This window comes from Methylomonas sp. TEB (assembly GCF_047777895.1).
GTDB lineage: Bacteria > Pseudomonadota > Gammaproteobacteria > Methylococcales > Methylomonadaceae > Methylomonas.
In genome coordinates this window covers 331,793-346,033 of sequence record NZ_CP180476.1, presented here as the reverse complement: position 1 = coordinate 346,033, position 14,241 = coordinate 331,793, and the positions used below count along the sequence as shown (strand labels likewise).

Here is a 14,241-nt window from a genome sequence, read left to right as displayed (position 1 = left end):
TTTTATTACTTCCTGAGATTGTTGGCATACGACTCTTGTCGCTCTATCTGTGACAATGCTAAAAAATAGAACACCATAACATGTTGATATATCAAAACATTATCAGTGAAGAAAATAATAGTTATAAACAAGCTCAAAGTACGCTTATTTATAGAGCCATGCTTGTTGAATAAATACAAAAAAGCGAAAAATACGACACCTCCAAATTGCATTAACAACAGCAACAAATCATTATGAAGCAATACATTTTCTGAGTGAAAAGCCCTGTCCAACACTTCAGTAACTTTTCCTTGACCAACCCCATAAAATATAAAGTCGACATAACTGAAGTTTAACGCCCTCAATACAGTACTCCATAGCTGCTGCCTCCCTTTAGTTAATTGATTAGTTGATTGATCAAAATATTCCCTTATATATGAATCGAACGTTCCGTCCGCTAGCTCAATAGTTAAAAAAACCGCTAAACTTGCAAAAATCGTAACTGTTAATGGATTAATTATTAAATCCCTTATCTTTTTACCCATAAAATGAGGAATAATTGACACCAATAACGCCAATATCACAATCCTTTTTAGCATTAAAACGCATAACAAAAGTGACAAAGCAAACGAAATATATTTTTTAGTCAGAAAAAAATACAATACAATGATACCAACAGGAAATGCAAGAGTACTCTCAAAGGATGACTCTGAGTTTGCAATTGAGAAATTGAACTTTTTAACACCTCCCATTATTATAATCTGGATTACAAATAACAGGATAATAACCCCAATCGTCTTATTAAAATTAATTTGAATTTTTGAGAAGTCAAATATAGAAAATACAAAAGCATACACAAATATAAAATAACTTATTTTGAATGTATCAAAAGTTAAATCATACACAGATGGCAGACTCGCCAATAACAAAATAACAAATGGCGCCGCGCGATTACCAATCGAATATTTTCCACCCAATATCCAGATTAAAATAGCTGGCAGTGGTGCAAGATAGAAAGCGTATCTTACCGAATAAAACCCGGTCATTGAAATATACAGCAATAACATGAGCACAAAATATGCGTACTTTTCTGCTCGCCCGTCTACTTGTAAACCAGATATATTTTCCATATTTTTATATAAAAATCTTCTTCGAGTTAGCAACAACCCATACATTAACTTTAACTTTCTTTACTTTTGGAGCTTATCACCAATAAAGAGCGATTAATTAGAAGGCGCGAAAACATTATTCCAGAAAAGTCTGCAAATAAATCACCGAAGCTTGCTTTCCTATTAGGATTTGTCATTTGCCCCCCTTCCTGAGCAACACCAAAGAGAATCAAAATCAGGAAAGGCTTGAAATATAGTGGAATAGTCACCGAACCAGTCGCACATACATGCGCAGCGCTAACCAACATTCCAAGGATAAGAAACGCTATAAAATGAGCGAATTTATCTAGCCCATATACCTTCCCTATGAATGATGAGGGCGGTTCCGAAGACTCTGCAAACAAATACACCATACTTATAATAGTTAATAATACAAATACGATTGCAAGCTTACGATTTCCTTTCAATTTATTCATTCTATGTTTATTTCTTAGCTTGAATGGTGCTTCACTTGTAACTGGAAAAGAATGCACTATCCCACCCATAGACATACACCAAGGAACTTCTGAGCCGTGGGCAATTACGAGCGCGCATATTGCTTAAAATACATTCCACCTTCGCTATTCGCTAAACCTACCCCTCGAAATGTTTCGCTCTAATAGTATTGTCGAATAGTTGATTGAGAATAGTTTTGAGGTATTGTGAACTGGTAAAGCTAAATTTAATATTTGCGCCGCCCCCCAGCCTTACGGAGCAGCGTGTGTACAAACATCATTTCGCGAAAAGTCGGGAACGTCAGACATCGTAAGACAGTACCCGTTGAATTAAGTTGAGTTGCTTTAGGCTATGCTCAGGAAAGAAAAGGCTCTGCGAAGAAAATTTGAGCTTCGGCCCCGTTCACGCATCAGCTCGTGTTCCCTCTGCCAGCGGTTTGTCTTCACTTATCTGACTGCTTACCTTCAATTGGCAAGCAGTTTGTATTTGCGATATTTTATTAACCTAAGGGTTGCGATGAGGGCTTAGTTATAAGATGACGGCGGATACCCATCTTGTTTAATTTCCTCCGAACCTCCTCCAGCAGGGCAGGGACGCTAGCTTACTTTAGGGGGCACTACTGCAAAGAAGAAGGGCTTTTACTCAATAAGCCTGCTGCCCCACAAACCCTTTAAAAATAGTCAATACCACAATCTTTAAATCTAAAATGACTGACCACTGGCGTATATATTCTAGGTCGTGATGAATCCGCCTTTCCATTTTATCGATGGTTTCGGTTTCGCCTCTGCAACCGCTGATTTGCGCCAAACCGGTGATGCCGGGTTTCATTTTGTGCCGCAACATGTAACCTTGAATTTGTTTGCGGTAGTATTCATTGTGAGCCACCGCATGCGGCCGCGGCCCGACCACGGACATGGTGCCGCTCAACACATTCAGAAATTGTGGCAACTCATCTAACGAGGTCCGCCGCAGAAAACCACCTAACGGCGTCACCCGGCTGTCGTTGGCGGTGGCTTGTTTGATGCTGTGGCCATTTTCGCACACCGACATCGACCGAAATTTCCACACTTCAATCTGCTCACCCTTCACGCCATAACGCATCTGTTTAAAAATGACCGGTCCCGGCGAGGTAAGCTTGATCGCAATGGCGATGATCAGCATCGGGATAGCGATAAGCGGCAAAATGATCGCACACAGCAACAGATCCTCAAGGCGTTTGGCGAAGCCATCCAGTGACGAGTTCAAGGGCGTATCGAAGACGCTGACCACCGGGATGCCCTTTACGCTGCTGAGCTTGGACTGCATCAGGTTAAAGGTAAAAAAATCGGGCACTATATTTACCGACACCGTACTGTCAGCCAGCTCTCGGATCAATTGGTTAATCCGCTTTTCTGCACGTAACGGCAAGGTAATATAGATATGATCGATTTCTCCCCGCTGCGCTCTTTCCAGTAGCTCTTTAAAGTCGCCAACGATGACATCGACCATGTCTTCATCCTGCCTGCGCTGCTTGTTCTCAATGCGGTCGTCAAAAAAACCAACAAAGCTATAGCCCAGCCAAGGCATTTCAGTCAGCGCTGCATTTAGGCGTTTGCCTAGCGAATTGCCGCCCAAAATCGCGTAGTTACGGGTATTAAGGCCGTGCATCCGCAAATAAGACAATGTCGAGCGGCGCAGCGAGTGCAGCATGATGATGCTGAGCGGCGCCAGCGGCAACCACAATTCCAGCACTTGCCGCGAATATTCAAAGCCAAGGTCAAATACGAAAAAACTGCTGGCAATCAGCGCAAAGGCCACTATCCACGATAATAATATCCGCACGGCGTCGTCAAACAGGGGATCACCGCGCCAGCCGTGATAGATCTCTTGATGCTCGGCAAAAATACCGAACAGCACGGTACAGACAATAAATAAGCCCAGGTATTCACGGTCGAACGGCTCGCCGTAAATGTGCAGCGAGACGTATAGCGTGATAAAAATCAACGCGGTATCCATGGCCCGCTTAATGCTCTGCAATTCCGGCTGTAGCGGCCTGATAAATCCTTTTGGGCGAAACTGATTCATATCAAATATACTGGTTAGCTTAATGAGTTGATCATTTGCCTGCCTGATTATAGGACTTTAAGCCAAGATTATTTCAGCTTAATGAAAGTTTAATGCTACACCGGCGGTGGCATGTAATCCGTTCAGTGCCTACAAGTTTTTCATGCATGACGCTTCTTAGTGACATCGCAGGCGCAACAATTGTTACTTAAACACCAACTGAAAAATCTACGTTGCTTGTAAACCACTTTAGCAGGTCTTGCCAAGCTCACCAATAAAAACGCTACTCTTAACCCAGTAAACAGACTATTTCATAATCCTTATGACAGAATCTTTCATATCAAATAAAGCCATTCCCGTCCGCGAACGCCTGATCATGGCGCTGGATGTTTCCAGCATTGCAGAAGCGCAAGCTTTGGTCGAAGAACTGGGTGAAGCGTTGATTTTTTACAAAGTGGGCATGGAGCTATTCATGTCGGGTGATTATTTCGGATTTATCGAATGGCTGAAGGCCCGTGACAAAAAAGTGTTTGTCGATCTTAAATTCTTCGACATTCCAGCCACGGTGGGCAGGGCAATTAAAGCGCTAAGTAACAAAGGCGTGGATCTGGCCACTATCCACGGCAACGATTCCATCATGGAAGCAGCGGCAGCGGCTAAAGGCGACTTAAAAGTGCTGGCAGTTACCGCATTAACCAGCCTGGATCGCGGAGACTTGGACGACTTAGGCTTTCAATGCGATGTGCGCGACTTGGTGTTGTCACGCGCTAAGCGGGCGTTGCAAATTGGTTGCGACGGCATTGTTTCATCGGGTTTGGAAGTTGCCATGATTCGGGAGCTGTTGGGCGAAAAGTTGTTGGTGATTACTCCCGGCATCCGGCCGGTGGATAACCGCGAAGACGATGATCAAAAACGCGCGGTCAGTGTCGAGCAAGCGATTCAGAACGGCGCGGATTACATAGTAGTGGGCAGGCCTATCCGCGACGCGACTGATCGCCGAGCGATGGCGGAAAAAATCCAGGGACAGATTGCGGCGCAGTTTGCTTGAGTGGCTTTAATCTCTCGATTCTTCTCCTTTAACCCTTCGGGTATTTATGCCCGGAGGGTGCCGAGATAAATGGCAATTTCTTTACGCTTTAGAGCGACTCGAATACCTATGCCCGGCATCTAAAATTTAACTCCCTGCAAAAAGTGGGCATAATGCTCCGGTTTTTAATGCGCGCAACCAGCCAATGCAATGAAACCAGCGGCAAACATCTATTTGATCGGCCTGATGGGCGTGGGTAAAACCACCATAGGCAAACAGCTTGCTAAAGCCTTGCAATGGCCGTTCTACGACAGCGATAGAGTCATCGAGGAATGCACCGGTGTCGATATTCCCACTATCTTTTCCTACGAAGGCGAGGAGGGTTTTCGGATGCGCGAGCAAACCGTGATTCGGCATTTATCAGCATTGCAAGGGATAGTGATGGCCACCGGCGGCGGCGCGGTTTTAATGCCGGAGAATCGGGCAGCCATCAAGGAAAACGGCTTCGTCGTCTATTTGCACTGTTCGATAGATAAAATCCTGCACCGCACCAAACACGATACGCAACGCCCGCTATTACGCACCGACAACCCCAGGCAACGCCTGCAAACCCTGCTGGCGCAACGCGACCCGCTGTATACGGAATGCGCCGATTTTAAAATCGACTCCGGCGTCCTGCCCACTAAAACCGTGGTTAAAACCATTTTGCAGCAATATCAGGCTGCCCTAGAAGATCATGAAAGAATTGCAAGTTGCACTAAATAACGACAGAAGTTACCCGATTTACATTGGCGCTGGCTTGCTGGCCCAAACGGCACTGTTGACCAAGCATATACGCTCCAAGCAGGTATTGGTCGTCAGCAACGAGACTATCGCCCCGCTTTATCTAGCCAAATTGCAAACGGCATTGGGCGATTATCAAGTCGAAACGGTGATCCTGCCTGACGGCGAGCAATACAAAACGCTCCAATATGTGGAAAAAGTCTTCGATCAATTGCTCGCCAAAAAATTTAGCCGCAATGCCACCTTGATTGCCTTGGGTGGCGGCGTGATCGGCGATATGGGCGGCTTTGCGGCGGCCTGTTACCAACGCGGCATAGCCTTCATTCAGATTCCCACTACGTTATTGGCCCAAGTCGACTCCTCGGTGGGCGGCAAAACCGGCGTTAACCATCCGCTGGGTAAAAACATGATAGGGGCGTTTTACCAGCCGCAATGCGTGATTGCCGACGCCGATGTACTGGACACGTTGGACGACAGACAGCTGTCCGCCGGTTTGGCGGAAGTGATCAAATATGGCCTAATTCGCGACCCGGATTTTTTGCAATGGCTGGAAGCGAATATGCCGAAATTGCTGGCTCGCGACAAAGACGCCTTGGCTTATGCCATTGAGCGTTCCTGCATCAATAAAGCGGAAGTGGTTGGTGAAGACGAATTCGAATCCGGCGTGCGCGCTACTCTAAACTTGGGCCACACCTTCGGCCATGCTATCGAAACCGGCAGCGGCTACGGCCATTATTTGCACGGCGAAGCAGTGGCAATCGGCACTTGTTTTGCCGCCGATTTATCGCGGCGTCTGGGCTGGCTGAACGATGCCGACGTTAAGCGGATTATCGACGTTTTCCAGGCCGCCAAGCTACCCGTGACACCGCCTACGGAAATGACGACCGAACAATACGTGGATTTGATGGCGGTCGATAAAAAAAATGTCGACGGCAAAATCCGCGTGATTCTGTTGGAAGCGGTCGGCAAAGCCTCTCTCCCCGTCAACGTCGATCTGGCGCAATTGCAGGCAACTTTGAACGGCTATGCTGGATAACGACGACCTGACTTATAGTTACCAAAAACGCTCGGTGGCCAACAACGCCGAACGGACCTTGATTACGCTGGAGCGCTCGCAGAAACTGGATTTGCTGCTGCACTTGCTGGCCAATTTGCAGCAATCGCTGATCGTCTGCGGCCCGGAAGGCATCGGTAAAACCACCTTATTGGAAACTGTCCGGCAAAATCGCAAGGATATGTGGGAAGTCGTGTTGCTGCCGGCTTCACCAGACTCCAGCTTCGAAAGCCTGATCAACGATTTGTTGCGCGGCCTGAACATCGCTAAAGGTTCCGCTTTCGATTTAAGCGCACTGCGCGACAAATGCGCCAGACAAAAGGTAGTGCTGCTGATTGATGATGCCGGTAATTTAGTACCCGGCCTGATGACGATGCTGATCGAATTTGCCGACTCGCTACCAGGCTTGCGGCTGGTGTTGGCGATGAATCACGATCAATTCCACATCAAAAGCGGTACCGATAAATTGGTGGAGGAGTGCCATTTCATCGAACTGCCGCCGCTCAGCAAAAAACAATGTGGCGAATATTTACAAAACCTGTCGGCGCAACCGGGCGCAGTGGTCTCGTTTAACGCCATCAGCGACAGCCTGATCGAGGATTTATATCGGGCCAGCAACGGCATCCCCGGCAAGATTCTCGGGCAATTGCCCAAGCTGGCCAATTACCAAAGCCAAAAACGCAGCAAGGCAGGCTTGTGGCTAGCCATTGCCGGCGTATTAGCCGGAGCCGGCTATGCGGTAAACTCGTTATTACCGCTGGAACAACTCATTGAGCAAACAGCTGTCAATGCGCCGGGTAGCAGCCCAACCGACAGCACCAACAAACTTGCGGTCGAAAGCCTACCCGTGCCGGCGATACCGGAATCAAAAGAGCCATCGGCGCCGGTACCGACCAACGAGGAAGCAATCTCACCACCTCCAGCTACAGCCTTGCCCGAACCCAAAGTTCCCGAGCCAGTAGCAGCGCCAACCAATGTTGTGGCCTCCGTTGCCCCCGCTCCGGAAATGCCAAAGCCGGCCACCCCTGTTCCGACTGCCATCGAAAAACAGCCGGTGAGCCAACCCGCTGTCAGCGAAACCATCAATACACCGGCCGTTGCCAGCCCTCCGTCGCCTAAACCCGAACCTCAGATTGAAAAACCCGCAGCACCTGTCCCAGGCGTAACACCTACCGAGGAGCCGCCCGTGCAAGCAGCTGCTAAACCCGTCGAACACAAACCCGCCAAACCCGCCTTCGAAGGTAGTGATCAGGACTGGATCATGGCGCAACCAGCCAACAACTTCACGCTGCAAGTCATGGTGCTGTCCACTAAAGATGCGGCACTACGTTTTCAAAAAAAATACGCCGATTACCGCGACGGCCTGAAGTTCTACCCCATCAAACAGGGCGAACAGGAAAAATACGTGGTAATTTACGGCTCTTTTCAATCTGCCGCCGAAGCGATACAGCTTAAAGCCGTTATGCCCGGCGAGTTTAAGCAGGCCATGGAAAAACGCTTCCGGGCCGTGCAAAAAGAAAGCCGCCGCTGATTCTCATCCCAATCGAAACGAATGACCAACTTACAAAACGATTTATTCTTAAAAGCCCTGTTAAGACAGCCCGTCGACCGCACCCCCGTCTGGATGATGCGCCAAGCCGGACGTTATTTACCCGAGTACCGGGAAGTACGCACCAAGGCCGGCAGCTTCATGCAGCTTTGTACCAACCCTGAATTGGCCTGCGAAGTGACGCTGCAACCGCTGGAGCGTTTTAACTTCGACGCCGCGATCTTGTTTTCCGATATTTTGACCATCCCCGACGCCATGGGCTTGGGTCTCTCGTTTGCCGAAGGCGAAGGCCCGCAATTCGCCAATCCGGTCAGAACCGCCGCCGACATTGCCAAATTACCGATTCCCGATCCGGAAACCGAATTGCGTTATGTAATCGACGCCGTGCGCTTGATCAAAACCAATCTGCGCGGCAAGGTGCCCTTGATCGGCTTTTCCGGCAGTCCCTGGACGTTGGCGACTTACATGGTGGAAGGCAAAAGCAGCAAAAGCTTTCAAAAAGTGAAAAGCCTGATGTTCGAACAGCCGCAACTTATGCATCAAATGCTGGATAAGCTGGCGCAGTCGGTAGCCGCCTATTTGAATGCGCAAATTGCCGCCGGAGCCGACGCAGTGATGGTGTTCGATACCTGGGGCGGCATGCTCAGCCACGACGATTATCTGAAATTTTCGCTGCGCTATGCACGGCAAGTGCGCGAGCTATTGAACACTCGTCATGACGGCAAGCAAATCCCCACCATTTTGTTTACCAAAGGCGGCGGCCTGTGGCTGGAAGCGATGGCCGACACCGGCTACGACGCGCTGGGCCTGGACTGGCAAACCGACATCGGCCAGGCGCGCGCCCGCGTCGGCGACCGGGTGGCGTTGCAGGGCAATATGGACCCTATCACCTTGTACGCGCAACCGGAAGTGATCCGCGAAAAAGTCGGCAACGTGCTGCAAGGTTTCGGTAACGGCTCAGGACATGTGTTTAATCTGGGGCACGGCATTTTGCCGGACATTAATCCGGAACACGTCAAAGCCATGGTCGATGCGGTGCGGGAATTGAGTCCGCAATATCATCGCTAATAAGGGCGTTTATACTTGAGGGTAATGCCGCTAAGTTACGCCTACCTCTCCCTTGCACCCACAGGGCATAAAGGAGAGGGCTGGGGTGAGGGATGTAAATAATTGATTTTAATCTCCCTCATCCTAACCTTCTCCCGGCGGGAGAAGGAATTATCTAGCTCAACTTTGCGGTATTGCTCCGGGATTAGAGGATCAATTGCGGAGTTTTACGATTCGCTGAATAATTTGCAGCCATCCAAATTTCCAGCATTTATCAATTTTTAACATTCTCGACATGTGGATTCAAAAACGCATCCAGCTAGCCGCCAAACCGCGTGGCTTTCATTTGATCACACGCGAAATCGTCGGTCAGCTAGCCGAACTGGATAAAATTGAAATTGGCCTGGCCCATGTGTTTTTGCAACACACCTCGGCGTCGCTGGCCATCAACGAAAATGCTGATGCAGATGTACGCCGGGACCTGGAAAGTTATTTCTCCCGGGCGGTAGCGGAAAATGAACCATACTACCGCCACACACTCGAAGGGCCGGACGATATGCCTGCCCATATAAAAACCGTTATATTGGGCAGCTCGCTAAATATTCCGATCAGCGACGGCCAATTGGCCTTGGGAATTTGGCAAGGCATTTACCTATGCGAGCATCGTAATCGTGCCGGCAATCGCACCATCATCGTAACGCTACACGGCGAATAAAGAGGTATTTATGAACGCATCGAAATCAATCATGTTATTACTGGCGGCTCTCAGTCAAAACCTTTCCGCGGAAGAAGCCGGCAAGCCGCTGGAAATGACAGTCTATCGCAGCCCCACTTGCGGTTGTTGCGGTAAATGGCTGGAACATGCCAAACAAAACGGTTTTAAAATCAACGACATGGTTAGCGATGACATGGAAACCATCAAAGCCCGTTTCGGTGTCCCTGAGAAGCTGGCGTCCTGCCATACTGCGGTCGTGGACGGCCACGTGATCGAAGGCCATGTGCCTGCTACCGATATTCAAAAGCTTTTGCAAAGCAAATCCAACATAGTCGGTATCGCCGCGCCGGGCATGCCGATGGGCAGCCCCGGCATGGAAATGGGCGGGCAGCAAGATGCGTACAAGGTGGTTTCCTTCGATAAGGAAGGTAAGTATGAAGTGTTTGCAGAGCATGGCAGCAAGCAATAACTCAACTTACGTACTCTCGCCGTCCGTTTAAATCGCTGCCAATCATTATGTCTTTTCGCCAACATATAGCATGACTAAGGCCCTCGTCACCGGTGCCAGCGGTTTTATCGGCGCGCACCTATGCCAAGCCTTGGTCAATCAGGGTTATACGATCAGAACATGTAGTCGCACGGGGAATGATGAGAACAACATCGCTTTGGATTTGGCAGCACCGGGAGCTTGCCCCCCGGAGTTGTGCGCCGGAATAGACGTAATATTTCATCTGGCCGGCAAAGCCCACGCCTTGGCGGAAAGTCGGCAGGATGAGGCCGAATACCGGCAAATCAACACCGAAGGCACGCGCAAACTGCTGGAAGCCGCACAACAGGCCGGAGTGAAAGCCTTTGTGTTCTTCAGCAGCGTCAAAGCCGTCAGCCAGACTAGCCGACAAGCCATGGATGAAACGGTCAACGCCCCCGCCTCAGATCCCTACGGTTTGTCCAAATACGAAGCCGAACAACTGGTGCTGAACGGCGGCTACGTCCCGCATCCTGTGGTGTTACGGCCCAGCATGGTCTACGGCGACACCGGGAAAGGCAATCTGCCGCGCATGATCCACGCAATTCGCCGCGGCATATTCCCGCCGCTACCGGAATCCGGTAACCAGCGCTCCATGGTGCATGTCGATGATGTGGTGGCATCGGCATTGTTGGCTGCAGAAAATCCCGAAGCAGCCGGGCAGGTCTATATCGTCACGGATCAACAAAGTTATTCCACCCGGCAGATTTACGACGCGATCAGAGCCGCGCTCGGCAAGGGGCCTGTCGCCTGGTCGATACCGATGCCGTTGTTAACCAGTTTAGCCAAATTGGGCGATGGCTTTGGCCGGCTGACGGGGCGACGCTTTCCCATCGATAGCGATAGCCTGGAAAAATTAACCGGTTCGGCGTGGTATTCGTCTGCTAAAATCGCCAGCGAATTGGGTTTTCAACCTCGCCAAACTCTCTGGAAAGCCCTGCCCGATATTATTCGCCATCTAAGTTAAATCCAGCGTGCTACTGCTTTCTACTGTTACCTTGCTGCTCGCCGCCGTATTGACCGGCCTGATTCGCCGTTACGCCTTAACTTACAAGGTACTGGACATTCCCAACCAACGCAGCTCACACAGCGTGCCAACCCCGCGCGGCGGCGGCTTGGCTATCGTGCTGGCCTTCAGCGTGGCGATGCTCTGGTTGTTTTTTGACCGGCAACTGACTGGCACATCCCTGGCCTTGCTGGGCTCCACGCTATTGGTAGCCGCTATCGGCTTTTGTGACGATCACGGCGAAGTGGCCGCGCGCTGGCGTTTCTTGACGCATTTGCTGGCGGCGATCATCGCCCTGGAATTGTTGGGCGGCCTTCCCGTGGTATTGGTCCCCGCGCCATTCGACGCTCTCTTCGGGCGCTTAAGCGTCAATCCAGGCTGGTTGGGCTACCCCTTGGGAGCACTGTTTTTGGTGTGGGCCTTAAACCTGTTCAATTTCATGGACGGTACCGACGGCATTGCCGCGTCGGAAGCGCTGTTTGTATCCTCGGCATTGGCGGGCTATCTGTTTTTTATCGACCAAAGCTTATGCGGTGTTGCCTTGAGTTTGGCGGCGGCTTGCGGCGGCTTTTTGCTGTGGAATTGGCCGAAAGCGAAAATCTTCATGGGCGATGTCGGTAGCGGCTTTATAGGGCTGTTGCTGGGTTTATTAATTTTACTGGCCGCACAACAGGCCGCCGTGCTGCTGTATTGCGGGCTGATTTTATTCGGTGCGTTTATCGTGGATGCCAGCTATACCCTGGCGGTCAGAATGTTCAGCGGACAAAAATGGTACGCGGCGCATTGCTCGCATACCTATCAGCATGCAGCCAAGCGTTACGGGCATTTACCGGTGTTATTGGCAAGCTGGGTAATTAATTGCGGTTGGCTGCTGCCTATATCCCTATGGATATTCAAGCATCCCAGCCATGCTTTAGCCGGCGTTATCGTGGCTTATCTGCCCTTAATCTATCTGGCTTACCGGTTTAAGGCCGGCCAATCCGAGTTGGTTAATTCGTGACTTTAAGATTCCGCTCCCGCACCACCATTTTCTTACACGACCTGGCCATGATCCCGCTGGCCTGGTTTGGCGCTTACTGGCTACGCTTTAATCTGCAGAACATCCCGGACGAATTTTTTTATTCGGCCTTATTGTTCCTGCCTTGGGTCATAGCCATCCAAGTCAGTTTATTCTGGGTGTATGGTTTGTACCGCGGCGTTTGGCGGTTTTCCTCGCTGCCGGACCTGATCCGCATCGGCAAAGCGGTGTTGACCGGGATTTTTTTTATTGCCTCCGCCTTGTTTTTATACGACCGCCTACACGGCGTGCCGCGTTCGGTCGTCCCCCTTTACGTGCTGATCCTGTTTTCCTTGCTCAGCATTCCGCGTCTGGTATATCGCTTTTGGAAGGAACAGACGTTTGCCGAGCGCGTGGGTAAGCGCGCATTGATCGTCGGTGCCGGTTCCGCCGGCGAAATGCTGGTGAGAGATTTATTAGCCAATGTCGATAGCGATTATGTGCCGATAGTGTTCGTCGACGACAACCATGGTAAATACAAGCGCGAAATTCGCGGCATCCGCGTCGCCGGCACGGTCGAGCAAATTCCGGAGTTAATCGAACGCTGGAATATCGAAACGGTGCTGATTGCCGTGCCGTCGGCCAGCGATCAGCAAATGCGCCGTATCGTGGAAATCTGCGAAAACTGCTCTGTGGATTTTCAGACCCTGCCGTCGGTTAAGGAACTGCTGAGCGGCGCGGTCACCACCGCCAATCTGCGCAGCGTCTCTATTGAAGATATTCTGGGCCGCACGCCGGTGAAGCTGGATTGGCCCGGCATAAAAAACCATCTACACGGCAAAGTCATTTTGGTGACAGGCGGCGGCGGTTCGATAGGTTCCGAGCTTTGCAAGCAATTGGCCAGAGCCCAGCCGCACAAGCTGATCGTATTCGATCAGTGCGAGTTTAATTTGTACAAAGTCAACGCCGACTTGAATCGGCTGTTTCCGGAGTTATCGCACCAAGCCGTGTTGGGCGATGTCGCCGATCCCGTTGCGGTGCAGCAATTAATTGCCGGGCAAAAACCGGAAATCGTGTTTCACGCCGCCGCTTATAAACATGTGCCTTTGCTGGAAAATCAGATCCGCGAAGCGGTGCATAACAACCTGATCGGCACCAAGATCCTGGCGGAAGCGGCGATTGCCGCCGGAGTGGCGCGCTTTGTGTTAATTTCCACCGATAAAGCCGTCAATCCGACCAACGTGATGGGCGCCACCAAGCGGGCGGCGGAAATCCTGTGCCAAAACCTGAATCAGACCGGCAACACCCGCTTTACCACGGTACGCTTCGGCAACGTGCTCGATTCGGCCGGTAGCGTCGTGCCGCTGTTTAGAGAGCAAATCAAGGCCGGCGGCCCCATCACGGTCACGCATCCGGATATTACCCGCTACTTCATGACGATTCCGGAAGCCTGCCAGCTCATCATGCAAGCGGAAACCATAGGCCAGGGCGGCGAAGTGTTTGTATTGGATATGGGCGAACCGGTCAAAATTACTTACCTGGCGGAGCAGATGATCCGCCTGAGCGGCAAAGTCCCGAATAAAGACATTGCCATTAAGATTGTCGGCTTGCGGCCCGGCGAAAAACTCTACGAAGAATTATTCCACGATCAGGAACAATTAATGGCAACCAGCCATGCGAAATTGCGCCTGGCCAAAGCCCGACTCTACGACTCGGTGGAATGGGCTAAACAGATTGAGGATTTGCAGAAGCAGTGCAGGAGCTACGATAACCAACAGCTGTTGGCCGGTTTGAAGCAGTTGGTCCCCGAATTTACGAATACGCCGACGGCTTAAATATCAGCGCTAAAGATCACTCGCTCCAGGCAATGTCATTGAGCTAAGCCCCCTCCTGCTGAAGAAAGCCAAAGGG

13 protein-coding genes are annotated in these 14,241 nt (G+C 50.4%); 10 read left to right on the top strand and 3 right to left on the bottom strand.

The genetic code is table 11. From position 1 onward, the window contains the following. Positions 1-5 precede the first annotated feature (5 nt). The 3 genes from ACMXD4_RS01515 to ACMXD4_RS01505 form a co-directional block, all read right to left on the bottom strand. On the bottom strand, positions 6-1,109 hold the full coding sequence (locus tag ACMXD4_RS01515; RefSeq protein WP_415879638.1) for a hypothetical protein: 1,104 nt from the start codon (positions 1,107-1,109) through the stop codon (positions 6-8). A gap of 50 nt (positions 1,110-1,159) precedes the next feature. Beyond that, positions 1,160-1,564 carry a VanZ family protein gene (locus tag ACMXD4_RS01510; protein WP_415879637.1) on the bottom strand — a complete coding sequence of 135 codons (405 nt, stop codon included), beginning with the start codon at positions 1,562-1,564 and terminating at the stop codon, positions 1,160-1,162. A 661-nt stretch (positions 1,565-2,225) separates the two neighbouring features. Next, positions 2,226-3,647, bottom strand: coding sequence for an undecaprenyl-phosphate glucose phosphotransferase (locus ACMXD4_RS01505; RefSeq protein WP_415879636.1), 1,422 nt, complete (start codon positions 3,645-3,647; stop codon positions 2,226-2,228). Between the two features lie 301 nt (positions 3,648-3,948). On the opposite strand from ACMXD4_RS01505, the gene pyrF reads away from it, so the two are divergent. The 10 genes from pyrF (at position 3,949) to ACMXD4_RS01455 (ending at position 14,165) form a co-directional block, all read left to right on the top strand. Then, complete coding sequence (gene pyrF, locus ACMXD4_RS01500; protein WP_415879635.1) at positions 3,949-4,674, top strand: orotidine-5'-phosphate decarboxylase; 726 nt, start codon at positions 3,949-3,951, stop codon at positions 4,672-4,674. Positions 4,675-4,863: 189 nt separating this feature from the next. After that, positions 4,864-5,418 carry a shikimate kinase gene (locus tag ACMXD4_RS01495; protein WP_020484322.1) on the top strand — a complete coding sequence of 185 codons (555 nt, stop codon included), beginning with the start codon at positions 4,864-4,866 and terminating at the stop codon, positions 5,416-5,418. Further along, the gene (aroB, locus tag ACMXD4_RS01490) at positions 5,390-6,472 is read left to right on the top strand and encodes a 3-dehydroquinate synthase (RefSeq protein WP_415879634.1); all 1,083 of its coding nucleotides are present in this window, start codon (positions 5,390-5,392) and stop codon (positions 6,470-6,472) included. Before ACMXD4_RS01495 ends, aroB begins: the two co-directional genes overlap by 29 nt. Continuing rightward, complete coding sequence (locus ACMXD4_RS01485; RefSeq protein WP_415879633.1) at positions 6,462-8,021, top strand: AAA family ATPase; 1,560 nt, start codon at positions 6,462-6,464, stop codon at positions 8,019-8,021. The genes aroB and ACMXD4_RS01485 overlap by 11 nt, the downstream gene beginning before the upstream one ends. A 21-nt stretch (positions 8,022-8,042) precedes the next feature. Further along, the gene (gene hemE / locus ACMXD4_RS01480) at positions 8,043-9,107 is read left to right on the top strand and encodes a uroporphyrinogen decarboxylase (protein ID WP_415879632.1); all 1,065 of its coding nucleotides are present in this window, start codon (positions 8,043-8,045) and stop codon (positions 9,105-9,107) included. A gap of 274 nt (positions 9,108-9,381) precedes the next feature. Further along, a complete protein-coding gene (locus ACMXD4_RS01475) occupies positions 9,382-9,801 on the top strand; it encodes a secondary thiamine-phosphate synthase enzyme YjbQ (protein ID WP_415879631.1) in 420 nt (139 codons plus the stop codon). 10 nt (positions 9,802-9,811) lie between these two features. Beyond that, entirely contained in the window at positions 9,812-10,270 is a 459-nt protein-coding gene (locus ACMXD4_RS01470) for a DUF411 domain-containing protein (RefSeq protein ID WP_415879630.1), read from the top strand. A 70-nt stretch (positions 10,271-10,340) separates the two neighbouring features. Beyond that, the gene (locus ACMXD4_RS01465) at positions 10,341-11,294 is read left to right on the top strand and encodes an NAD-dependent epimerase/dehydratase family protein (RefSeq protein ID WP_171696856.1); all 954 of its coding nucleotides are present in this window, start codon (positions 10,341-10,343) and stop codon (positions 11,292-11,294) included. Positions 11,295-11,301: 7 nt separating this feature from the next. Further along, the gene (locus ACMXD4_RS01460) at positions 11,302-12,333 is read left to right on the top strand and encodes an MraY family glycosyltransferase (protein WP_171696857.1); all 1,032 of its coding nucleotides are present in this window, start codon (positions 11,302-11,304) and stop codon (positions 12,331-12,333) included. Further along, positions 12,330-14,165: a polysaccharide biosynthesis protein gene (locus ACMXD4_RS01455; protein WP_171696858.1), complete on the top strand. Its 1,836-nt coding sequence runs from the start codon at positions 12,330-12,332 to the stop codon at positions 14,163-14,165. Before ACMXD4_RS01460 ends, ACMXD4_RS01455 begins: the two co-directional genes overlap by 4 nt. Positions 14,166-14,241: the final 76 nt, after the last annotated feature.